The 21726-nt window shown below is 57.2% G+C and carries 17 protein-coding genes; 5 read left to right on the top strand and 12 right to left on the bottom strand.

Features of this window, described 5'->3' with window-relative positions:
* Positions 1–19: 19 nt before the first annotated feature.
* The 7 genes from RRF56_RS10235 to rpiA all read right to left on the bottom strand — a co-directional run bounded on the left by RRF56_RS10235 (position 20) and on the right by rpiA (position 10344).
* Positions 20–2818, bottom strand: coding sequence for a fimbria/pilus outer membrane usher protein (locus tag RRF56_RS10235; RefSeq protein ID WP_317037540.1), 2799 nt, complete (start codon positions 2816–2818; stop codon positions 20–22).
* 42 nt (positions 2819–2860) lie between these two features.
* Entirely contained in the window at positions 2861–3625 is a 765-nt protein-coding gene (locus tag RRF56_RS10230) for a molecular chaperone (RefSeq protein ID WP_317037539.1), read from the bottom strand.
* Positions 3626–3784: 159 nt separating this feature from the next.
* Positions 3785–4255, bottom strand: a complete 471-nt coding sequence (locus RRF56_RS10225) for a hypothetical protein (RefSeq protein ID WP_317037538.1) — start codon at positions 4253–4255, stop codon at positions 3785–3787.
* Between the two features lie 108 nt (positions 4256–4363).
* Positions 4364–4909: a hypothetical protein gene (locus RRF56_RS10220; protein WP_317037537.1), complete on the bottom strand. Its 546-nt coding sequence runs from the start codon at positions 4907–4909 to the stop codon at positions 4364–4366.
* Positions 4910–5861: 952 nt separating this feature from the next.
* Positions 5862–7505 (bottom strand): MFS transporter, encoded by a 1644-nt coding sequence (locus tag RRF56_RS10215; protein ID WP_317037536.1) that lies wholly within the window; start codon positions 7503–7505, stop codon positions 5862–5864.
* Positions 7506–7520: 15 nt separating this feature from the next.
* Positions 7521–9329, bottom strand: a complete 1809-nt coding sequence (locus tag RRF56_RS10210; RefSeq protein ID WP_317037535.1) for a mechanosensitive ion channel family protein — start codon at positions 9327–9329, stop codon at positions 7521–7523.
* Positions 9330–9636: 307 nt separating this feature from the next.
* A complete protein-coding gene (gene rpiA, locus RRF56_RS10205) occupies positions 9637–10344 on the bottom strand; it encodes a ribose-5-phosphate isomerase RpiA (RefSeq protein WP_317037534.1) in 708 nt (235 codons plus the stop codon).
* A 263-nt stretch (positions 10345–10607) separates the two neighbouring features.
* On the opposite strand from rpiA, the gene RRF56_RS10200 reads away from it, so the two are divergent.
* Positions 10608–11528 carry an alpha/beta fold hydrolase gene (locus RRF56_RS10200; protein WP_317037533.1) on the top strand — a complete coding sequence of 307 codons (921 nt, stop codon included), beginning with the start codon at positions 10608–10610 and terminating at the stop codon, positions 11526–11528.
* Positions 11529–11593: 65 nt separating this feature from the next.
* On the opposite strand, the gene RRF56_RS10195 is transcribed toward RRF56_RS10200, so the two are convergent.
* From RRF56_RS10195 to RRF56_RS10185, 3 genes are all read right to left on the bottom strand, one after another.
* Positions 11594–12673: a serine/threonine-protein kinase gene (locus tag RRF56_RS10195; protein ID WP_317037532.1), complete on the bottom strand. Its 1080-nt coding sequence runs from the start codon at positions 12671–12673 to the stop codon at positions 11594–11596.
* Between the two features lie 294 nt (positions 12674–12967).
* Positions 12968–14701: a helicase HerA domain-containing protein gene (locus RRF56_RS10190; protein ID WP_317037531.1), complete on the bottom strand. Its 1734-nt coding sequence runs from the start codon at positions 14699–14701 to the stop codon at positions 12968–12970.
* Between the two features lie 280 nt (positions 14702–14981).
* A complete protein-coding gene (locus RRF56_RS10185; protein ID WP_317037530.1) occupies positions 14982–15521 on the bottom strand; it encodes a hypothetical protein in 540 nt (179 codons plus the stop codon).
* Positions 15522–15554: 33 nt separating this feature from the next.
* Here RRF56_RS10185 and RRF56_RS10180 point away from each other — a divergent pair, with 33 nt between their 5' ends.
* From RRF56_RS10180 to RRF56_RS10165, 4 genes are all read left to right on the top strand, one after another.
* Positions 15555–15749: a hypothetical protein gene (locus tag RRF56_RS10180; protein WP_317037529.1), complete on the top strand. Its 195-nt coding sequence runs from the start codon at positions 15555–15557 to the stop codon at positions 15747–15749.
* Between the two features lie 173 nt (positions 15750–15922).
* Entirely contained in the window at positions 15923–16633 is a 711-nt protein-coding gene (locus RRF56_RS10175; protein WP_317037528.1) for an HI0074 family nucleotidyltransferase substrate-binding subunit, read from the top strand.
* Between the two features lie 89 nt (positions 16634–16722).
* Positions 16723–17502, top strand: coding sequence for a hypothetical protein (locus tag RRF56_RS10170; protein ID WP_317037527.1), 780 nt, complete (start codon positions 16723–16725; stop codon positions 17500–17502).
* Positions 17492–18061, top strand: coding sequence for a hypothetical protein (locus tag RRF56_RS10165; protein WP_317037526.1), 570 nt, complete (start codon positions 17492–17494; stop codon positions 18059–18061). The genes RRF56_RS10170 and RRF56_RS10165 overlap by 11 nt, the downstream gene beginning before the upstream one ends.
* 58 nt (positions 18062–18119) lie before the next feature.
* Here RRF56_RS10165 and ppc read toward each other — a convergent pair whose 3' ends face one another.
* Complete coding sequence (gene ppc, locus RRF56_RS10160) at positions 18120–21254, bottom strand: phosphoenolpyruvate carboxylase (RefSeq protein WP_317037525.1); 3135 nt, start codon at positions 21252–21254, stop codon at positions 18120–18122.
* Positions 21255–21453: 199 nt separating this feature from the next.
* A complete protein-coding gene (locus RRF56_RS10155) occupies positions 21454–21681 on the bottom strand; it encodes a hypothetical protein (protein WP_317037524.1) in 228 nt (75 codons plus the stop codon).
* Between the last annotated feature and the right edge of the window lie 45 nt (positions 21682–21726).

Raw genomic sequence — 21726 nt, 5'->3', positions numbered from 1 at the left:
GCATTTAGCGTTGTTGGGCCTACGGAAGACCAATCTGCAACGTGCCTAAATCAATCAGACCGTCTTGGTCGGGGGCAATTTCAAATTGCAGCGGGGCGCGATCGCGAAGCCTGATCTCATAGCGCCCTGGGGTAAACCCTAGCAGGGCAAACCGGCCAATGCGGTTAGTAAATAGGGGTTGGGCCGCCCAGTCAGCGTTTGTCAACGAAACGACCTCACCGGCCTGCAACCCCAGGGGAACACCGGCCTCATCGACCAGGACGCCACGGACAAAGGCCGAGGCTTCGGTGCCAGCCATGATCACGGTGCCGCTGCGGTAGCTGGGCATGACGACATAATCATCGGTTCCTAGGTCATACCCTATCGGGGCCTCGGGGGCATCGAGCCGTACCCGCGAGACGTAGTAGGGCTGCAAGTCTGGCAGCACCGCCGGGCCTAAGCGATCGGCTACAGCCCGGTAGCCATCTTGGCTAGGATTCACACCAATGATTTGCCCCCGCCAGCGATCGCGGGGTACTACCATGACAAAGCTATTGGTAACGGGGCGCGACCAGCCAACGTGGCCATCGGCAAACACCAGAGCTGTACCAAAGGTTAAGCGGGTGGTGTTTCTGTTAGCAGACCCCGCCCCGTTGCCCCAGGAGATATCCTGGGTGAGACCCAGATCGAAGCGGTAGTCGGTGTAGGAGATCTGTCCCGAGAGATCGTAGCCACTATTTCGTTGCGTTAAATCTAGCGATAGCCCTGGGCTTTGCAGGCGGCGATCGGGGCGACGGCTCCACGACAGGCGGTTGCGCATGGTGTCAGTACTGCTAGCGGTGGTGTTAAGCGACACCGACTGGCGCTGTTGAGCCATCAGCCAAGATAAGCCTAAAAAGGCCCGAGTTTCGGCCTGCCCCTGCTGGTTGCGGCTGTGGTTGATATTGAGGCTGCCGCTCAGACCATTGCCGAAGGAGCGAGACAACCCCAAGTTAGCGGTGTAGCTATCGGGCACATCTCGCCCGAAGCGGTAGCTGCCGCCCAAGTTTAAGCTAGTGCCGTCAAAAATGCGTTGGCTGTAGGAGCCTGACAGGGTCAGCCAGTCAGGGCTGGGGCTGAGCGAACCCAGGGTAGTAAAGCGATCGCTCCGGTATTCGGCGGCAAGGCGCAGCGATCGATTGGTCACATCTTGGGGGCTGGGAGGTAGCTCATACTGCAATCGCATGGCCAGGCCGGTGCCAAAGTCGCCCCTGTGGCTGGCCGCAATATCCCAACCCCAGTTGCCGATCTCTGATGCCCAGATTCCATCGGTTTCTACCATTTGATAGGAGGGCGTAAGCTGGGCGTAGGCCCCTAGCGTCACCGTGGGGCTTACGCCCAGGCGATGGGCAAGGGCCAGCTGAGGCTCGGCCCAATCGTACTGGCGTTGCCCACTCTGCGATCGGCTAGGGAACCCCAAATTGTAAGAAAACTGCTGCAAGCCTGGGGCCAACAAGTTACCGGCGAGGGCAGTGGCAAAGTCGAGGCGCTGCACCTGCCCCAGATCATCGGTAATGATCAGCTGAATGTCGTTGGCCCCTGTGGTGAGAGACAAATTGCGAATATCTTGAGGCCCGGCCTCTAGCTGCAACTGCCGCACCCGCACGCCGTTGATGTAAATTTCTACTCGCGAAGGGCGCTCTAAAAAGAAGGTGAATTCTCCGGTGGGGCGGGTGACGCGGTAGGGCTGCAAGCTGTAGTTGCGAGACACCGAGATGCCGCCTAAGGGCACCAGCGTCTGAAACGCACCGCTCACCGGAATGGATAAATCTCCTGCCATATAGCGCAGGGCATTGGCCGGGTCGTCGTGCACCAGCCGCACATCGCCCCGCCTAAACCCCGGTGCCCCCCCTTCGAGCAGGTCGGCCCGACCCTCTAGCACCCAGCCGGATAAATTTATCGCCCCGTCTAAAGACAGTCGCAGGGGCTGTCGCCCAGCATTTGAGCCAGACCAGACAATATCTTCGCCACCCAAAATGTTGAGATAGCCGCTGAGACGGCTAACGGGTAGGGCATTGGCGGCCTCAGCGGGCAGACCATAGGCCCCCACTACATTGGTACGCCGCAGCGCCGCCGGAATTTGTAAATACAGCTCTAGCCGACTTTGATCAAAAACAACCGCAATGCCCAACTGTTGCAGCTGATCTAAGGGTAAGTAGCCCTCACTATCGACGGTTGCAGCCAATTGGCTTTGCAAGTCTGGCTGCAAAATAGAGGCTGTTTTGTCGAGGATAGGGCTGGCTTGTATCTGGCTAGCACGGCCCTCGGCAATGACGACAACGGCCTGCCCCTGGGATTGATCGTTAATAAAAAAGGGCACAGAAATTGACTGGTTCTGAGCCGGGGGACGACCAAATATGCGCTCGAATAGTTCAGCCTCGGTTTCAGCCGATGCTTCGGTAGACGCACCCGCTGGGGGAGCAATGTCGGCTGTGGTTGGTGGAACGGCGGGCTGAGCCGTCGGTGCCTCTGATTCGGGGGCTGAGGGCTCGGGCTGGGAGGTTGAGTTAGGCTCCAAGGCTAGGAGTTGAGGCTCTGGCGCAGGGGCGACAGAACCTAGGCTAGGCACTGCGGACTCTAAGCCCAGAGCTAGCGCTAAATCTGGTGCGGCAGACTCTAGCCTTGCATCTACTGGCGCTAATACCGTGACGGGGGGCTCGTCTTCAGCCACGGCGGGGCGGGGGGCGGCGTTGATTGGGAGTGAGGTTAGGGCGGTAGTGGTCAGGGCAGATGCCTGTAGCGGCGGCAATGAGCTAACAAGCAGGAGCGTTGTGGTGGCAAGGAGGTAGGGCTTTAACACAGGGCATCCAGGGGGGCACGCTGTAGCCAGCGCACAGACAGGTCATCGCAGATCAATCGTGGCGCTCACTGGCCCCACGGGAAAACCATCGGGCCAGGGCAGGGTAAACTGCCGCTGATGTTGGGCCAGCATGTTTTCACCGCTTACCCCTCGCAGTTGTTCGGGGCTGAGGGTGATTGTTTGCCCACCTGGCGAGGTGAGGGTGAGGTGCAAGCCAGTCATCACTTTATGAGCCGTACCCTGGTTGTTAAATTGCAAGACCAGGGCGTCTTGCCCGTTGATGGTTTGGTGGCTGGCGCTTTCGAGCACAATGTTGGGGCTGCTCCCTCGGGGCGTGATGTAGAGGGAAGCCACAAAGTTATAGAGGGCGTTGATTCTGACCACGGCGGTTGTGACCGCAACTTCGGGCTCGTCGATGGCAATGGGGAGCTGCTCGGCAATTAGCCGGTAGGGCAGCTCGTGCTCGGGGTTGGGCTCGCCTAGCCAGGTAACGCGCACGGTTTGCACCTGGCCTGGTTGCAGCAAAATTTGGGGCGGGTAGATAACAAAATCATCTTCCGCGTCGGGGCGAGTTTCGGTGCCTTGCAAATCCATCTGGCGTTCGGTAACGCGAATTTCGACCGCTACGGGCTTGCTACCTGTGCTGCGGACCTGAAACGAACCGGTAGAGCGAGAGCCACTGGGTTCGAGGGTGAGGGTAGAGGGGGAAAGCTGATAGGTGGCATCGGCCCAGCTGGGCGGGGCCACCAATGCCGCCGCCCCAACTAGAAGTGAGGCTAGACAGCCGATGCGGGCCAAAGTTTTCATGACTGTTCTGGGTGAAAGACTACAGGGAGGTTGCGCTCTGAAGGGTTACAAAACTACGATGAATTGCCTCGGCTTTGTAGTTAGCCTCTAGGGTAATAGTTCCCTTTTTCTAGGCGATCCATCAGCCTCTTAAAGAGATTTTGGAATATATTTTTCTAGTTATAGTGGTTTATCAACGACCGTAAAAGTTAGCGTATCTGAGTAAGATCCAGCTGGTTTTCCGGTGATATCATGTGCTGCTATGTTTGCCTGTATGGGGATAGTGCATTCAATTAAAATAACGGTTTGACAAAAGTTTGTTAAGTCAGTCAACACTGTGATATCTTGACCAGTTAAGTTACCTACTTGAGAGTTGCCTACAATTAAGTTGTAAGGAATAGTAGAGGGGTGATCGCTGTGGCGAAGTGCCCCACCTTCGTTCGAGCGCACCTGCAACTCCCATCCAGTAAGACTAGTTGGTCGGACAGTCACGATGCCAAAGTCTTGATTTGGGTTGCCACTGGGATTGAGGATAAAGGTGGCGCTGGCGGTGTAGGTGACCTGGCTCAAGGCCAAGGCTGCTGCTGGGCACAACACACTTAACCCTAAAGCTGTAGAGATTAAGCTGTTAAAGAGGGAGTGATTTCGCATTTTTTGACCTCTATACACGCCCATTATGTGGAGGTGCCCTTGGGCACCTCCACATAACTTAGTGATTTAATCAGACTGTTAAGCTAACCTAAACTTCTCAAAGGAGAATTATTTAGAGGTCAGGGTAAAGGTGAGGGTGTCGGTGTACACACCAGCTGCAACATTGCTCGGAACAGTGAGCGAGGCTGAAACGTTAATTGCCTCTGTACCTCCAGCAACTCTTGCGCTAAAATCACCGGTTCCCAAAATTCCCCCGCTAGCAGGATTGATAATGGCCTCGGTAATATCAGCCGTCTCTGCCAGAGTGATGGCTGAATAAGATAGCTCGTGAGTAGTGCCCATTTTCAACTTACCCGAATTCGCAGATGCAACATTTAAGTTCCATCCGTTAACATGGTTGTTGCGAATCGCCACAGTTCCTAGTGGAAAGGCCATATCGGTTTGTGTCGTGACAGGCTGAACTGTCGTCGTTAGTGCCGGGACAAAAGTAACTCGGTTAATTAGTTCCACAGTAGCGGAAGTAGAGTTTGCTGCTCCTGCACTAGTGGCTGGATCAGCATCTGGAGCAGCCAGGGCAGCAGGGCCAGCGATTAGAGATGCGCCGACAAGAACGCCAGAAGCAATTAGGGTGTTACGAAAAGTTTTAGCAAACATGGTGGGGTCTCCTGAATTGGCACTTTTGCCTGATTGTGTTTTTTTAGGGCATTTGCAATGCCCTGGTCGCCTACTTTCTGAGTTGAGTTAGACAGCGCTCCTTATTTCTATTTAAGGAGGATGTCTTGCCTTTTGTCAGTAGTGAGGCAGATTTTATTGAAGTAGAGAAGAAAGTTGGTAGCCTTGTTGGCGAAGCTGCTATTCGTCTTGATTTGAGTAGCAGATGGGTGAACCACTTGTCTTCGTTTCGGCATTCTTTTCTTTCCCTCATGTCTATTAATTTAGCCGGTTAAATTGGGTTGCCCTATGCTAATTACACCTATGTTTTGTTTTGGATTAGGATGAACTTGTGCTGATTATACTTAGGCTTTATTTTGGAGCGAGATGAATCCATGTTAATTACACCTAGTTTTCGGCTTTAGTGCCGTCAAATGAAGGCTGCCTGCGTAATTCTAATGAGTAAATTGGATCGCAAAAAAATGGCCAGCGACTCAAAAGTCTGGCCAAGAAAGTTAAGTTACAGAAAAGTTGTTAAAGTCGAAAACTATCGGGAGTTAAACTCAAAAATAGTTGTTAAAGTCTGGCGTGATGCCGAAATTTGATGGGGCTCGTTTCGGTGCCAAAAATAGGTGGCCCGCAACGATCGGCGAACCAAAACTGCCAGTAGATTTATGCTGTGTGAGCCTCTGGCTCGATGGCGGTAGGCCCAGGCCATCTATGCGCGCTAACGGCGTTCTCTGGCCTTTCAACCTCCATAATGCCCAGCGAAAGCTGTGCGCTCTCTATTCTTCTAAACAGATCTTGATAGGCCCTTCGTGGTCATAATTATTCGTAGTGCGCCATCGCTATGCGTAACGCACCGAAGCTAACCCCGGCGGTGGGTTGGGCTGTTGCCACAACCCAACCTATAGGAATGTCACCTTGACAGGGGTGGCAATGCCCACCCTACGGCTTACTCGATAGGAGCCTCTAAAGTCTTGACGGTCTTGGGCAGCAAGAACGATAGGCCCAGGCACAGCAGACAGAGCGCCAAAATTACCAGCAGGGTGCTCTGCATGGCCTGCACGGCAGCACCCTGCAAAATGTCGCTGAGGGCGGGCTGAATCGCATCGGGCAGTTGGGCAAATAGATCGCGGCGATCGCTGCGTCGTAGCGTTTGAATAGCCAACTGGAGCGATCGCACCGCACTGTGCCGCACCTCGGCGTCAACGGATTGCCCCAGCTCGGCCAAAATGCCATCGACAATTTTGAGCGAAGCCACACTCACCAGCATCGTGCCCAAAATGCCCCGCCCCAGCGAAGCCCCCAGATTTTGAAACGGGCGGTAGACGCCCCGCGCCTCGGCTTTTTGGTCTTTGTGGGTATCGGCAAAGGTGAGGGAGGTAATGTAGGTGGCAAACAGGCCCGTGCCCGCCCCCATCACCACCAGGGCCGGCAACAGCTCTAGGGCCGTCACCGGGGGGGCAATGGTAGCCCACAGCATGGCAATACCCACCGCCTTGACCACCAGCCCCGACTGAAGCAGGTAACGGGGCGGAAACTGGGGCCGCCGCTTGACCAGCAGCAGCAGCACAACCAGTTGAGCAATAGTGGAGGGCATGACAGCAATGGAGGTCTGCACCGGGTTAAGCCCCATCACCGCCGGAATAAACTGAAACAAGTTGAACTGCACCCCCACCGTGGTCATGGTGTGCAGCGTGCCAATGGCCAGCCCCAGGGTATAAATGCGGCGGTTAAACACCCCCAGCCGCAGCAGCGACGGCTGCCCCTGGCGCAATCGCCCCCGCTCCCAAAACACCAGCAGCCCCAGACAAATTAGCCCTGTGGCGATCAGCACCGGAGCCACGGAAATGCCAAACGGAGCCAGGAGGCCCACTAGCCCCTGGGGCTCTCCCCTCAGCTGCCACCAGCCCAGCTCTGAGGCCAGACTGAGGCCGACCAGGGTAAACCCAAACCCAGCCACCGAGAGCAACCCCCCCAGCCAGTCGGCGGGCAGCGTGTGGGCCGGGGCGGGCACCGCGATCGATCGCACCAGCCACCAGATGATCGGAATTAGCCCCAGCTCGAAGGCAAAGGCCCAGCGCCAGCTAAAGTCAAAGGCCATGACGCCGCCGGTAATGGAGCCGACCAGGGCACCGAGTACCCCTGCGATCGCCAGTGCCACCAGCCCGTACCGCTGAATTCCCGCATCGGGGAAGGCATCCATCAGGGCCACTGGGGTACTCATTAGCACCGCCCCCGCCACGCCAATGCACCCCGCCAGCCCCAGGGTAAACAAACCAATATCGGCGCTGAGTATAATCACCACCAGACCCAGGGCAAAGAACCCCAGGGCGATCGCCAGCACCGCCCGTCGCCCCAGTCGCTGGCTGAGGTTTTCGGCAGTGGGGGTAAACGAGGCCGTCACCAGCGACATCAGCACCAGGGCCGACTGAATATAACCCACGCTAGAGTTAAACTCCTGCACCAGGGGCGGCATAATCGGCTGCACCACGCCGATCGTGTACGACAGCATAAACAGAATCAGGCACAGCCCCAGCGGCTGGCCCCAGGTGTCTAAAAAGGTTGGTTGTCGCAGGGTCGGTTGGTTGACCATCTGAATTTTGGGGGTTTAGGAACCGTTGGTGTCGGGCATAGTCTCCTGCAACCGAGAGTCTGCTAAGGGCGGCTGACCGTTGGTGCCCTGCACCACAAAGGCGGGGGCGGCGTAGTCGGCGGGCAGGTAGTCGGCGGGAATGGTGGAGTGATTGCCGTCGCGCAGGGCCGAAAAGGTGGGCGACAAAATCTCGATATCGGCGGCGTTGCAGTGGTCTTGGATGTTTTGGTGCAGCCGGGAGTAGATTTCGGGCATTTTTGACGGCGAGGCTGTGTAGGCGTTTAGCTCATAGCTGACGTTAAAGTCGTTGAGAGCCTTTTGCAGCACAAAGGGGGCGGGGATGAGCACGATGTCAGCAGTTGCCCTCGCTGCCTCAATCAGCACCTCGTGCACCTTGCGCCAGGGTAGGTCGTAGCCCAGGGTAATGGTGGTGTAGAGCAGGAGATGGCCCCCAGACTCACGACAGATGGCGCTGTAGTTGATCACGTTGCTGTTGAGCACCGACGCATTGGGAATGGTGACGGTCTCTTGCTTGGGAGTGAGCACCCGAGTCACAAACAGCGACTTGTCTTCGACCTCGCCCACAATATCGTCAATGCGAATAAAATCTTTGAGCTGAAAGGCGCGGGTGTAGATCAAAATGATCCCCGACAGCGCGTTGGCCACCGCCGATGACGAGCCCAGGGTGAGCAGCGCCCCCAAAAAGAGCGAAATACCCTGAAAGGCGGGGGAGCCAAACCCCGGCAGGTATGGCCCGGCGATCACCATGGCGATCGCCACAATCAGCAGCGCCGCCAGCCGCACCGTTGGCTGCACCCACTCAGGATAAAACCAGGGATACACATCGTGGCGGCCCAGCTCGATAATCACCTGTCGGGCAAACTCAATCACGTAATAGGTGAGCAGGGCAATCACGCCAATCATTGCCAGCTCGGGCAGGTAGGCGACAAACCCCTGGGCCAGCAGGCTGAGGCGAAAGGCCATATCTTGCAGCAGGCTATCGCCAAAGTCTGCCGTAGCTGGAAACTGGCTCAGCACGAAGGGCACGTATAGGTACAGCGCCAGCAAAATGAGCACCGGGCGCAGCAGGCGCACTAGCCCGCCGAGCAAATAACTGGTGGCCCCCGACCCCAAAATCTGCACCGACTGAATCCGGATCGCCAGGGTATCGGCGTTGCGCCGCCGTCTAATATAGGTCAGCAGTCTGGAACTGCCAAACAAGATGCCCCGCAGCACCAGAAATACTGCCAGGGTGCTCAGAATGGTCATGCCCAGGCTGGTAACGATGCGCCGAATGCTGCGCTGCTCGCGGTAGTTGACCACCCCCTGCTGAATTCGCGCTACGGCTTCGGCAGCTAGCTCAGGATGGGAGCGACCATAGGACCCAACATCCTCCTGGCGCACAGTGAACAGCACGGTGTCCCCCGCCAGCACGACGCTTTGATTTTCTTCGGCTTCGGCGCGAATGGTGTCTGGGTCTAGGCTGGAATCGGTGGCGATTGCCCTTACTCGCTGGGTAATAATCGCGGCCCGCTCCTCAGCGGTGGTTACCCCGGCAATTCCCTGCCTGACGTAGAAAAGCGGCTCTCCATCGAGCACCACCGGAAAACCATCGACCACGTTGCCGATCACCGCCGCTGAGGGTAGGGGGCTGGTGGCCTCAACTCTGGTGTTTGCGGCTTCGGTAGGCTCGACGGTGGGGGCTAAACGCTCGCCTGTGGCCCAGGTGGGCGATACCAGCACCAGCAGCAACACCGCCAGACCCAGCAGCAGCGATCGCCTCAGCGATCGCCCCTGAATGCGCCAATCTGCTAAAAAAACCATCGCGTTGATTGCTAGCTGGTTGTAGAACACTAAACCCCAATCCAGGCTGGGTTGGGTATAAGCAGTGTATGACGGCCATCCGCTGAGCCTAAAAAACCATGTATTTCCTTAAAAAACCGGGCGATCGCGCCCACAGTTGATGGGGTTTGCCAACTCTGCCATACCTCATCCTGAATCTGGTTTGGTTGTCCCCGGTGCAGCAGGGCGCAGGCCATACGCCCCGACGATTTGGCCACATGGACACAAAAAAGCCGAGGGCTACGACTTCGCTAACCCTCGGCTTTTTTCAAATTAAGGTTTGCAATCTCTACAGCTTACGCACGCTGGCCTGGCCGTCTTTGACTTCGCCCACCAGCACTTCGGTCGCCAGGCCCACAAACAGGCCATTGTCGAGCACGCCGGGGATGTTGTTGATCGTCTTTTCTAACCCAGCGGGGTCATCGATCGCATCAAATTTCACATCCAAAATCATGTTGCCCTGGTCGGTGATCACCGGGCCGTCTTTTTTGATGCCCATCCGCAGATCGGGCTTACCGCCGAGAGCTTCTAGCGCCTTGGTGACGGGGGTGACCGCTAAGGGCATAACTTCTACGGGCAGGGCAAAGGTGGTGCCCAGCTTGTCTACCAGCTTCGAGCTATCCACCACCACGATAAATTCTTTGGCGAGGGAGTCCACAATCTTCTCGCGGGTGTGGGCGGCACCGCCTCCCTTCACCAGGTTCATCTGGGGGTCAACCTCGTCGGCCCCGTCGATGGCTAGGGCAATCTCATCCCCTTCATCGAGGGTGGTGAGGGGAATGCCGTACTGCTTGGCTAGCACCGACGCCTGAAAGGAGGTGGGCACGCCCTTGATATTGCTGATTTCGCCGCTGGCTAGCCGCTCACCAATGAACTGGATGGCAAACGCTGTAGTCGAGCCGGTACCCAAGCCCACCACAGTGTTAGACTGCACCCGCGCCGCCGCCTGACGACCCACTTCCTGTTTCATCAATTTGACAGGATCCATCTCGGCCATAGCTGTTTCTCCTGAATCGCTCAACTGCATTTTCGGTCTCTAGCATGACCTAAAGCGGTGCGGCTGCATAGGGAGGTGAGGGGTGAGGGGTGGAGGGTGAGGGGTGAGGGGTGAAGGGTGAAGGGTGAAGGGTGAAGGGTAGAGGGTGGAGGGTGAGGGGTGAGGGGTGGAGGGTGGAGGGTGAGGGGTGAGGGGTAATAGGGGAGAAGGGAGCTACCATCGTAGGGTGGGCATTGCCCACCATCCCTAGTGGGCTTTGATCTGTGCCTCAACCTTTGACATTACTGAGCAGCCTGTCTTCGACCCTGAGTGAAACGGGATACCAACGGTTTTGGCACTGGCGGGGCTGGCGCATTCGCTACTGGTTTCATCCGGGGCCAGCAGATGCGACTGTGCCCCCTGTGTTGCTCATTCACGGGTTTGGGGCCAATCTCAACCAGTGGCGGCACAACCTGCCAGCCCTCAGCCAGGTCGCTCCGGTCTACGCCATTGACCTGCTGGGGTTTGGCGATTCTGAAAAGGCGGCCACCCTCTACGGGGCAGAAATTTGGGCAGCCCAGATAGCCGATTTTATTCAGGGAGTCATTGGTCAGCCGGTGGCCCTGGTGGGCCATTCGCTCGGGGCACTGGTGGCGCTGACGACCACCCACCATCACCCCGCCTGGGTGCAGCAGTTGGCGCTGTTAACCCTGCCCCTGGGGGCCGATCGCGAAGATTTGGTAGCGGGCTGGGTGGCGGCGCTGGCATTGCGGGTGGAGAGTTTGGTGGCTAACCCGCTGCTAATGCGATCGCTGTTTAGGGTGGTCCGTCGCCCTAGCTTTCTCCGCCGAGCGCTGGCGGGCATCTATACGGTGGCCGAGCGGGTAGACGATGACCTGGTGAATTCCTTTGCGCTGCCCACGAGCGATCGCGGTGCGGCCAGAACCCTGTGCTATTTGGTGCGATCGCGCACTGACCCCAGCTTTAGCCCCTCGATTAAAGACCTGGTGACTGCGCTAACGGTACCCACGCTACTGCTGTGGGGCGACCAAGACCGAGTAGTGCCCGTGGCCCAAGCCCAAGCACTGGCGACCCTCAGCCCCCTGCTGACTACCGAGGTTTTGCCAGGGGTCGGCCACTGCCTCTACGACGAAACCGACGCCGATTTTAACCAGCGAGTGCTAGCCTGGCTCAACCCTAGCTAACGAGATAGCAAAGCTAGAGAATGAATAGCCCATCCTCCCTGCCCATCCCCCTGCCCAGACCTTTCTTAGGGCCGATAGACCGACCTGGCTCGACCCTGCTGAGAGCCAAACGAACGTTTGGTGCGCCACTTGCGAATCGCCTGGGCCTCGCGCTGAATGGGGGTCAAGTAACCGTCGGCAGCGAGACTGTGATCGGCACCGGGGTCGTCTAAGGGAGGGTGATTGCGCGTATTCATGCAGCCTGCCAGGGCCTCCAGGTGAGGCTCTAGCTCTAGGGCACGCTCTAGCTCATCGATCGTGGTGTAACGGTCTTGGGCGTCGGGCAGCAGCATTTTGTCGAGCACCGTCGTCAGGTGGGGGCTAACGGTGACAGTGTGGTGCCAGCGAATTACGCCCGTGAGGGGGTCTTGGTCAAACTCAATTGGGGTGCGAGCGGTCAGCAGGTACAGACAGGTCATGCCCAGGGCATAGATGTCGCTGGCGTAGCAGGGGCGTAGGGCCAATTGCTCGGGCGGGGCAAAGCCGGGGGTGCCCACAAACTGGGTGGCCGGGGCCTGCACCGAGGTGTAGTCGTCTACGTCAGAGAGAAACTCGCGCACAGCGCCAAAGTCGATCAGCACTAGACGGCGATCGCGCTCACTGCGAATGATATTGGGCGGTTTAATATCGCGATGCACCACCCGGTTACGGTGCACAAACCGCACCACCGGAATTATTTCACGCAGGAAATATTTAACCTGAGCCTCGGTTAGCCGACCGTTGCGACGTACCTCCTGGGCCAGGGTTTCGCCGTGGATGTAGTCTTGCACCAGGTAAAACTCACCCCCGGCCGTGAAATAGTCGAGCAGCTGCGGAATTTGAGAATGGCTACCCAGACTGGCCAGGGCCCTGGCCTCCCGGCGAAACCGCACCTTGGCCCGCTCTAGAGAGAGCTGACTGCCTGCCTTGGGGCAGAGCTGCTTAATGACACAGCGGGGTTCTCCTGGTAAGGAGGCGTTTTGAGCTAAGTAGGTGACCCCAAAGCCCCCCTGACCTAGCTTTTTAAGCACCCGGTAGCGATCGCGAAACAGTCGGTGTGACTGGTAATACTGAAGAATCTCGGAGTTAGCCGTACGGTCTAAGGGTTGCCCAGGTAAGTTAGCCATAAAGTTGTCGGTCCTGGCCTCAAAAGAGGGGAAGATGCCTATTTCCCAGTTTAATAATTTGCCCATCGGGTGGTAAGGCCCGGCTGCGGTTAAAATGCGCAGGAACTCAAACAGTACTCAAATTTGCCTGCCGCCCGCAGCACGGCACACATCTCACTACTTTAGCAATTGTCTCAAGAATACTTAGAAATTTAAGGTTAGAGTAGCAAGCTGCTACCCCAACAGCAACGATTAGCCACAAGGGTAGCACGTTAGGACAAACCGTCCCAGGGGTGGCACCGCTACGGCGATCGCCTAGAAACCTAGGTCGGCCCGAGCCCTCTCTGACGCTTTAAATACCATCTCGTCGGGCAGTTCCTCCCAGGCCGTTGCCCCCACCTGGGCGTAGAAGGTGCTGTCGTAGGGGCGGGTGCGCACCACCACCGGCATCGGTACCGCGTGCCCCAGCACTAGGGCCTGCTGTTTCGAGTCGAGCTTGGCCAGCACCGATCGCAGGCTCTGCCCCCCCGACACCCCGGTAAAGATCGCGTCGATGTCTTTCTCGTCGTTGAGCAAAGCAGTAATGCGGGTGCCAATCTGCGACATCACCTCGTTGTCGATGCCCGAGGGCCGCTGATCGACCACCAGCAAGGTGACGAAGTACTTACGCATTTCCCGGGCAATGGTGCCAAAGATCGTCTGCCGCGCCGTGGCCGGGTCCAAAAAGCGGTGGGCCTCTTCGATCGTGATCATCAGCTGGCGGGGGCGATCGACCACGTTCTTGGTCTGGAGGTAGCGATCGGCCTTTTTCACGTAGCTGGCGTGGATACGGCGGGCGATCACATTGGTGGCCAGCATGTAGGCCAGCATGTTTGACTGAGAGCCAAACTCGACCACCACATGCTTGCCGTCGTCAATGGCGGCGAGAATCTGCTGAATGTAGTTGGTGCCGCTGGCCGCCTTCATATATTTAATGTCGGCCAACCGGGTGAGCTTGCGCTGCAAGGCCATAATCGACGACTTGCTGCCCAGCTTGGTCTCACAGAACTCCTGAATTTCCTCGTTGGTCATCGTCAGCAGCCGGTTGATCCAGCCCTTGCCAAACTCGTTGCGAAGGATAATCGCGTTCTCCAGGCTGGCCTCCGACAGGTTCAACTCCCCCCGTACCAGATTCAAGTCCTCCACATCAATCTGGTCGAAGCTGATGTAGAGTTCCTGGGCATCGCGCACCCCCCGCCGCTGGGTGGCCTCGGGGTCGAGGGTAAACATCTGCACCTGCCCCGGAAACAGCTGCCTCAGCCCTTTAACGGTGCTGAACTGCTTGCCCTCGCTGACCGCCTCCCAGCCGTACTCCGAGTGCATATCAAAGATCAAATTTACCGCCGCCTGGCGCTGAATCACCCCCGCCAGCAGCAGCCGGGTGAGAAACGACTTGCCCGTGCCCGACTTACCAAAGATGCCGTTGCTACGCTCCACAAACCGGTCTAGATCCAGGCACACCGGCACCTCCATATCGATTGGCTGGCCAATCGCAAAGTTGCGCCGATGGGGGTCATCCTCCCAGCCAAAGATGATGCGAAAGTCGCGATCGCTAGCGTCATAAACCTGGCTAAAGTGCGCTGGAATCGTCTTCACCGGCAGCAGCTCCACATCGGCGTTGCTCTGCACCGCCATCGACCCATAGCTACTGTCAGCCCCTCTACCCTTCACCCCCTCACCCTTCCCCCCTTCACCCTTCACCCCCTCACCCTCCTGCTGCGTAAACATCAGCATCGGCGTCAGGTTGATCGTGCCGTAGGTACCCGTACCCGCCAGCACCTCCTGCAAAAACAGATTCGTCGGCTCCGGCGGATGAGCCAAAATGCGCTGGCTACCCGTGCCCAGGGTGACATCGGTGAGCATGCAGAAAAACTGCGATCGCCGCCCCTGCACCACCAGAAACTTGCCCACCCGCATATCTTCCACCGAGATATCGGGGTGCAGCCGCACCTCCAGCCCCTGACTCAGCGAACCCTGGATCACTGACCCCAGCGGTTGACTCATCCCCATTGGCCAATCCTCTGTGTGAGTTCAGTCGATCTTAATACATTTGTCCTGGTTGGGGCGGGTATCGGGTATCGGGTATTGGGTATCGGGTTCACGGTTTCGGCATCCCCTCGTGGGAGGGGCAGGGGTGGGTTGTTTAGGTTCACGGTTCACAGGTCATGGTTCACGGTTTTGCCCGACACCTGCCACCTGCCACCCGACACCTGCCACCCAAAAAAAAGCACCCGTGCAACCCCTAGGGCCACGAGCGCTTTGAAGTTTCAGTTGAGGATTGGCGCAGTTGCTAGAACTGGATGCCGACGCCGCCCTGTACCGAGACGGCCATGTTGCCGCCCTGACGGTAGGCATCGAAGGCAAAAATTGCGTTGCCAAAGGCCACCATATTGCTGTTGGGGAACAGATAGTCAATGCCGGGTTGCAGCACAAAAGAGGTTTTGTCGCCCACGATGGAAGGATTGTTGCCGCCGCCCACAAAGGACGCGCCTGCCCCCACATAGACATCGGTATTCCAGCTCAGAGGCACGTCGTAGGAAACGGTGGGCACAAAGGCAAACTCGCCGCCAAATAGAAACGCCTGGGCTCGCAGCGACACCGGATATTGCAACAGGCGGTAGCGCCCGGAGATTACCCCCTGCATCCCGCTGCCCTGGCCGGTGGCCGCATCGTTGGTGACGCCAATACCGGCACCTATACCCACATAGCTACCATAGGCCACCTGGGCCTGGGCGGCTTCGGGTGCGATCGCCGCGCCTGTGACGGTAGCTGCCGTCGCCAACAGGGCGGCCCCTGCCGTATGCCCTATCCAACGCCCTAAGCTTTTCATGGAGTTACTCCTCAAACCTGCAAACTTGTTGTGTTGGCCGCTTGTGTTGGGCTGCTTGATACCGACCTGCATCTGTCGCATGGGGCGATTTCAGCCACCATTACCCTGAGCCTGCCGATAAGCTTACTGCATGGTTCAGATTTCAACACACCAAATTTTGCTGTAAACAAGATTGTTGGCAAGAAATTCTCAATAGCTGACCAAAAGCCAGGTATTACCGGGGCTTAGTCTGCATCAACGGCGGCTTTGCGAGATCTTGAGATTTAGCTAAAGAATCGTGATATTGATTGAAACCACGGTGCGTGGGGTGGGCATCTTGCCCGACCGTAGACAGCCGAGACGGCCACGCTATTACACCTTGATTCTCAGCAAACCCGCCGCTCACTTATCAATGATGCAGCATGAGCCACGATCTACGCTGGGTGCAACGGTTTCAAAACTTTGACGAGGCCTACCAGACCTTTGGCCGCGTGTTTGAGCGCTACCAGACCGCCCCCGATGACGAGGTCGTTCAAATCGCCCTGATTCAGGCCTTTGCGTTCACCTTTGAGATCGCTTGGAGAACGATGAAAGAGTATCTGGAGTATGACGGCTACAGCGGCCTTAGCAATAGTAAACAAACGGTGCGAGTAGCGTTTCAGGCGGGGATGATTACTAGCCCTGAAGACTGGATGGCCACCATTGCCCGACGCAATATGACCAACCATGTTTACGACACAGCCGTCTTGCAAGAGATGATCACGTTCATTCGAGATGAGTTTATACCCCTGGTGCAGGCATTTCACAGCGAATTCAGCCAAGCCATGAGCTATGGCCTCTCTAAGCAACAACTCAAAGACATCGTTCAGTTCATCGCCGCCTACCCAGAGATAGAAGAGGCCATTTTGTTTGGCTCCCGCGCCCTCTGCACCCAGAAACCTGCCTCGGATGTAGATATTGCAATCAAGGGCGACGGCGTCACTTCAGCCTTGGCGGCTCGGCTAAAGTTTGACATTGAAGCAGATACCTACTTGCCCTACTTTTTTAACTTTGTAGCCTATGGCATGATCCCTTGCGAATCACTCAGGCAGCACATCAACAAAGAAGGCATATCCATCTACCGCAATGGTTGATTTGATCATTAAGTCTATAGAGACTGAGTAAAGGAACTCAGGGAAAGCCTTAGATTCAAAGGCAGGCGGGTATTCTGAACCTAAATCAGTTGACAACCAACGCCGCGATCGCCGTGATGAACGATTCAAAAGAACTCTTTGACTACTGGCATAGCAAGGTACGCCTCAAAAATCTGAGCATCGTCTCTTCTCCTGGCCATATTGAGACCCCACGTTTGCGCCACGATTGCACTAACTACGACAGTCTTCGCGCCAGTCATGAAGTCGTGCTGCTAGACGAACCGGAACGCAGCCAGGTCATCGCGGTCATTAAGTACCAGTGCACTGCCCAGGTGCTCCAGCGGCGGGCGGGCTTTCTCAATCGCCACATCGCCGAGCTGCAGAACGAAGTCCAAGATCTTGCCCATACTAAGAATAAATTTCAGAAGATCATCCAGGCGTTTCAGGAAATTATTTTTGGCAAAGACCAGGATATCCAAGCGCTGCAAAACCGCATCTCTATCCTCGAAACTGAAAACGAGACCCTTAGAGCTGAGGCTGAACAGGCCAAAGCTTACAGCGACTTACTCCAGGAATTTGAGACTCTCAAGCAAGAATTTGAGAAAGTTGCCAAGCGTAGACAGGAACTTGCCAAAAATAATCAGCGCCTTGGCGGTCGCGTTGCCCATACCACTCGCTTTCGGAACGAGCGTGATGCAGCCCGAGCGGCGGCAGAAGAACTGCGTCAACAACTTACCCACGCTACACAGGAGAACCAGCAACTGCGTAGTGAAAATGAGGCGCTAACGTTAGAACTATCTCAACTCCGCAAGCAGACCAAGCTAGGTATTGTAGAAATTCGCCGTGATGGTCGCCGCCATGAGAATTAACGACTTAAAAGCCAAAGCCTACGAGCTGGGAGGAGTGACCACTACCCAGCAGTTAAAGGCGAAGTATGGAGCGATCGCTCAGCTCAACCTGAGCCTCAAAACCTCTTGGCAAAATGCGATCGCATTTTTGGAAACTAGACCAGTCGGCGATCCAGCCCCCGCGAAAACCATCCCTGAGTTAAAAGCTGAGGTCTATGCTCTAGCTCAGGTCTCCACCCTCAAGCAACTCAGAGCTAAGCATGAGTCGCTAAAGGCACTTAATTTCAGCTTCAAGACCTCATGGGAAACAGCGCTGACTCTGCTGACAGCAAAGCCCCAAGACTTCCAAGCCTGGCTGGACAGTCCACCAGAGGAGTACAAAGCTCTGTTTGCTGAAATTGAATCAGTTGCCGAGGAATTTAGCACCAAACTTGAAAAAGCCAAGCAGTTGGGCCAAGCAGCCTATGAAATGGCCACTAGCATTGAGCAACTGGGCCAAGACGCCCAAACCGAGTCTAACCAGCTGCGGCGAGAGGCTGAGGCCGCCTATCAGGTTGCCCAGCAAGCTCAGCTAAACTAGGTTTTTCCAGTGGTGAACAGTGCCCACCACTGGAAAAAAAGTTTTTCAGCCATTGCCATCAGCCTGTATTTCGCATGCCAGCGGCGATGCCGTTGATGGTCAGCAGTGCGCCGCGCAGCAGCTCGCCCTGGCTGTAGCGCGAGCGAATAATGCCCGTAGCGGCCTGGTCTTTGTACTGGCGCAGACGCTTGAGCAGGGCCACCTGCAAGAAACCCAGGGGCACAATGGTACCGTTGCGCAGGTAGACCGATCGCTGCAAATCGGGATCGCCATCGAGCAGGCGCTCGTGGTCGGTAATGCGCAGCACCATATCGCGGGTCAGGTAAAACTCCTGGGAGATTGCCTCAAACAACTTGAGGAAGCGCTCTTTGTCGTCGGGGTTGGTCAGCTCGCGCACGTAGTGCTCGGCAATTTGCAGATCGACCTTGGCCAGGGTCATCTCAACCTTTGAGATCACCATCTTAAAGAACGGCCACTTGCTGTAGAAATAGCGCATGACCTTAAGGTGCTCTTCGGGCGACTCGTCCATAAATTCTTGCAGGGCGGTGCCGACGCCATACCAGGAGGGCAGCAAGAATCGCGCCTGGGTCCAGCTAAAGACCCAGGGAATGGCCCGCAGGCTGCTGAGGTCTTTTTTGCCACCGCGTCGGGCGGGGCGAGAGCTGATCTGGAGCTGGCTGATCTCTTGAATGGGGGTGACCTGGTGGAAGAAGTTGACTAGGTCGGGGTCTTCGTAGATCAGCTGGCGGTAGTGGCTGCGGGAGCGGGTGGCCAACTCCTCCATGGTTTCCTTCCAGGGCTGAATGTCGTCGACGCTGTTGCTCAGCAGGCTGGCCTGAATCACAGCGGTAGTGACGGTTTCGAGGTTGTAGAGAGCCAGGTCGGCGAGGTTGTACTTAGAGGCCAGCACCTCGCCCTGCTCGGTAATTTTGATCCGGCCCTTGATGCTGCGCCCCGGCTGGGCCAAAATCGCCTCGTAGGCGGGGCCGCCGCCGCGCCCCACCGAGCCCCCGCGCCCGTGGAAAATGCGTAGCGACACGCCGTAGCGATCGGCGGTGGTTTGCAGCGACTGCTGGGCTTTGTGAATTTCCCAGTTGCTGCTGAGAAAGCCAGAGTCTTTGTTGCTGTCGGAGTAGCCCAGCATCACCTCTTGTAGGGGGACGGCGCGGGGGGTGGCTACACTGCCAGGGCCTTGTTCGGCAGGCTGAGCGGCTTGCCCCTGGAGCAGATTGCGGTACAGGGGAATTTGAAAGAGAGCATCCATCACCGCTGGAGCCCGCTGGAGGTCTTCGACGGTTTCAAACAGGGGCACTGGCTGGAGACTGCTCAGCTCGGTGGCGGGGTCGTAGAGACCGGCTTCTTTGGCCAGCAGCAGCACCTCTAGTAGGTCGCTGACGGTGTGGCTCATGCTGATCACGTAGCTGCCGCAGATGTCGGGGCCAAACTCTTGGTGCAGCTGGCGCACCATGTGCAAAGTGGCAATGGTTTCGCGGGTTTTGTCAGAGAACGGCAGCTCGCGGGGGGTGAGGGGGCGGCGGGTTTTGAGTTCGCTGACCAGCCAATCAATTTTTTCAGCCTCGGGCAGATCGCTGTAGGGCTGAGGCAAAATTTGCAGGTACTGGGCGATCTCGTCCAGGGCATCGGAGTGGCGCGTGCTCTCCTGGCGCAGGTCGAGCTGGGCCAGGTTAAAGCCAAAGATTTCGACCTGGCAAATTAGGGTGCTGAGGTCTTGGCAGTTGAGGCCGGTGGCCTCAAGGTTGCGCTGAATCAGCCGGAGCTCGGCCAATAGCTCATGGCTATAGCGGTAGATGGGAGCGCCACTGGGGTCTTTGGAATGGTCGGCAAAGGGGTCGCCCTGGTAGAGTCGCAGACTGCGATCGTGAGTATTTTTGAGCCGCTGTTTAATGTAGGCCAGCTTGAGACGGTAGGGTTCTTGACGGTAGCGAATGGCTAGCTCGTCATAGATGTCAGGCATTTTGACCTGGTCTTGCTCAAGCGACTCTAGTAACTCGGGCAAAACCTCGCTCCAGTGCAGCGACAGGCTGAGCAGCTCGGTTAGCTTATCCACCGAGGCAATGTACTTGCTCAGCACCATATTGCGCTGATAGCAGGCGGTTTTCCAGGTGACTTCGGGGGTGACGGAGGGGTTGCCGTCGCGGTCAGAACCCACCCAGGAGCCAAACCGGCAGAAGCGATGGCGGGGTGGGTCAAGCTCGGGGAAGGTGGTGGCGATCGCCCGGTCAAACCGTTGATAGAGCTGCGGTAGCGCCTCAAATAGCACCACGTTGAAGTAGTGCAGGGTGTAGTCGACCTCGTCGAGCACCGAGGGCTTAAACTGGTGCAGTTCGTCGGTGCGCCACCAGAGGCGAATCTCTTCGGTGAGTTGGTCTTTGAGTTCTTCCATCTCCCATGACGAGGCCAGACCCAGGGTTTGGGCACTCTCTTCGGCCTGGTCCATCTGGCGCAAAATGCTGGCAATGCGGCGCTGCTTATCGCGGATGGTGTGGCGCACAATTTCGGTGGGGTGGGCGGTAAACACCAGCCGCACGTCGAGCTGATCGATCAGGTCTTGAATCACCTGGGGCGGCACGTTGAGCCGCTTGAGGGTGGGGAATAGCCAGTGGAAAGTACCGGCTTCTTTGCGCCCACCGGGGGGTTCGGCAATGCTGCGGCTGAGCAAGTCGGCCTGGAAGAAACTGCTTTTAGCGTCGGAGTAAGTGGCTCCATCGCTGCCATTGGCAGGGCCAGGGAAGGGGGTATGCCCCGATCGCTGGGCTAGTTCTGAGGTTTCGTAGGCAGCTCGGTACTGCTGCTGCTGGCCTCGTTGCTCATAGTGCTGCTCTACGATGTTGATCAGCTGAAAGTAGAGAGCAAAGGCCCGCGAGGCGCGAATGGCGTCTTCTAGGTCGAGGGCCTCGACCACGTCGACGACGGCCTTGACCCTGGCCTCTTCGGCAGTGGGGGCCTGCCCCTCAGGGGAACACATGCGCCGCAGCTGCTGGAGCAACTTCAGTAGCTCGGGACCGCAGGCATGTTCGAGCACGTTCTCCCACAGGTCTTCGACTACCCGCAGCCGATGGCGCAACAGCAGGTCTTGCCGAGAGGGCTGGTTATCCACAGAGGTCGGAGGGCCAGCTGGATCGGTTTGAGCTGCGGGCCGGGTATCCCCGGAAGAGTGGAGCGTTGAACTCATGGGTATGGAAGAGAGAGAACGGCGATATCGCAACGATTCTATAGGATTACCCTGGCCGGAAGAAGTTTATCTGGATGAACAATTTGAAAAGTTACAGCGATCGCCCTGGGCGGTTGAGGTTGCTAGATCGACGGTAGCACAGGCGGTTACCCCCTAGGTCAGGAAAATTTTAGGGCCGGGATTGGGGAAAAGCAGGTGCTTATTCGACGGTGGTATGGGCGGCGGCGGCAGCCTGGGCAGGGTGGTGCAGGTTGAGGTTGGGCAGCCGTTCGCCCGAGAAGATCTGCTCGCTGGCCAAACCGGCCTGGGTCAGCCCATCGGTGAGGGCGCGGGCGGCCAAAATGCCAAGCAGCAGGGGGGGCACCAGCAACCCCACCACAATTTCAACCGATTTGCTGGTGCCGGAGTTGGGATTGGGCTGACTCATAGCTGACTCATAACGAGGGGCATGGGGGGAGGAGACAAAGCCAGA

It is taken from the genome of Nodosilinea sp. E11, from assembly GCF_032813545.1.
In the GTDB taxonomy this organism is placed as follows: Bacteria; Cyanobacteriota; Cyanobacteriia; order Phormidesmidales; family Phormidesmidaceae; genus Nodosilinea.
The sequence above is the reverse complement of the archived record's forward strand: the minus strand, read 5'-3'. Positions and strand labels throughout refer to the sequence as shown.

What these genes read in the sequence shown, in the direction of transcription:
- RRF56_RS10220 (WP_317037537.1), bottom strand. Translation starts at nt 4,909, where the DNA reads ATGTTTGCTAAAACTTTTCGTAACACCCTAATTGCTTCTGGCGTTCTT.
- RRF56_RS10225 (WP_317037538.1), bottom strand. Translation starts at nt 4,255, where the DNA reads ATGCGAAATCACTCCCTCTTTAACAGCTTAATCTCTACAGCTTTAGGG.
- rpiA (WP_317037534.1), bottom strand. Translation starts at nt 10,344, where the DNA reads ATGGCCGAGATGGATCCTGTCAAATTGATGAAACAGGAAGTGGGTCGT.
- RRF56_RS10215 (WP_317037536.1), bottom strand. Translation starts at nt 7,505, where the DNA reads ATGGTCAACCAACCGACCCTGCGACAACCAACCTTTTTAGACACCTGG.
- RRF56_RS10190 (WP_317037531.1), bottom strand. Translation starts at nt 14,701, where the DNA reads ATGGGGATGAGTCAACCGCTGGGGTCAGTGATCCAGGGTTCGCTGAGT.
- RRF56_RS10195 (WP_317037532.1), bottom strand. Translation starts at nt 12,673, where the DNA reads ATGGCTAACTTACCTGGGCAACCCTTAGACCGTACGGCTAACTCCGAG.
- ppc (WP_317037525.1), bottom strand. Translation starts at nt 21,254, where the DNA reads ATGAGTTCAACGCTCCACTCTTCCGGGGATACCCGGCCCGCAGCTCAA.
- RRF56_RS10230 (WP_317037539.1), bottom strand. Translation starts at nt 3,625, where the DNA reads ATGAAAACTTTGGCCCGCATCGGCTGTCTAGCCTCACTTCTAGTTGGG.
- RRF56_RS10165 (WP_317037526.1), top strand. Translation starts at nt 17,492, where the DNA reads ATGAGAATTAACGACTTAAAAGCCAAAGCCTACGAGCTGGGAGGAGTG.
- RRF56_RS10155 (WP_317037524.1), bottom strand. Translation starts at nt 21,681, where the DNA reads ATGAGTCAGCCCAATCCCAACTCCGGCACCAGCAAATCGGTTGAAATT.
- RRF56_RS10210 (WP_317037535.1), bottom strand. Translation starts at nt 9,329, where the DNA reads ATGGTTTTTTTAGCAGATTGGCGCATTCAGGGGCGATCGCTGAGGCGA.
- RRF56_RS10185 (WP_317037530.1), bottom strand. Translation starts at nt 15,521, where the DNA reads ATGAAAAGCTTAGGGCGTTGGATAGGGCATACGGCAGGGGCCGCCCTG.
- RRF56_RS10175 (WP_317037528.1), top strand. Translation starts at nt 15,923, where the DNA reads ATGAGCCACGATCTACGCTGGGTGCAACGGTTTCAAAACTTTGACGAG.